Raw genomic sequence first — 444 nt, forward strand, 5'->3', positions numbered from 1 at the left:
CTGGATGGTGTCGTCGAAGCGGGTAGCGATCGCGCGCAGGGACTCGGCGATCTTGGTGGGACCAAAGAAGTTGTACTCGATCCAGGGAATGCCGTACTTCTCCTCTAGGTGCCGGCTGAGGTAGTTCATCGAGCGGTAGCAATGGATCAGGTTGAGCTTGACCTTCGGGGTCAGCTCGATCTCGGACAGACTGCCGTCGCCGGACCATTGGGCGACGACGCGCAGGCCCATCTCTTCCAGCAGGATGCGCGAGGCCCAGGCATCGCCGCCGATGTTGTAGTCGCCGATGATGGCCACGTCATAGGGTGTGGTCGCGAAGCTGTCGTCGCCGTCACGGTTGCCGATGACCCAATCGCGGATCGAATCGTTGGCGATGTGATGGCCCAGGGACTGGGATACCCCGCGGAAGCCCTCGCAACGCACCGGCACCACCGGCTTGCCGGT

General features: G+C 62.8%; 1 protein-coding gene. It reads right to left on the reverse strand.

Features of this window, described 5'->3' with window-relative positions; translation table 11 throughout:
* On the reverse strand, positions 1-444 hold a 444-nt coding region (locus BQ17_RS10280), incomplete at both ends, for a nitrogenase component 1 (RefSeq protein WP_305118702.1).

This window comes from Candidatus Thiosymbion oneisti (genome assembly GCF_900092655.1).
GTDB classification, from domain to species: Bacteria; Pseudomonadota; Gammaproteobacteria; order Chromatiales; family Chromatiaceae; genus Thiosymbion; species Thiosymbion oneisti.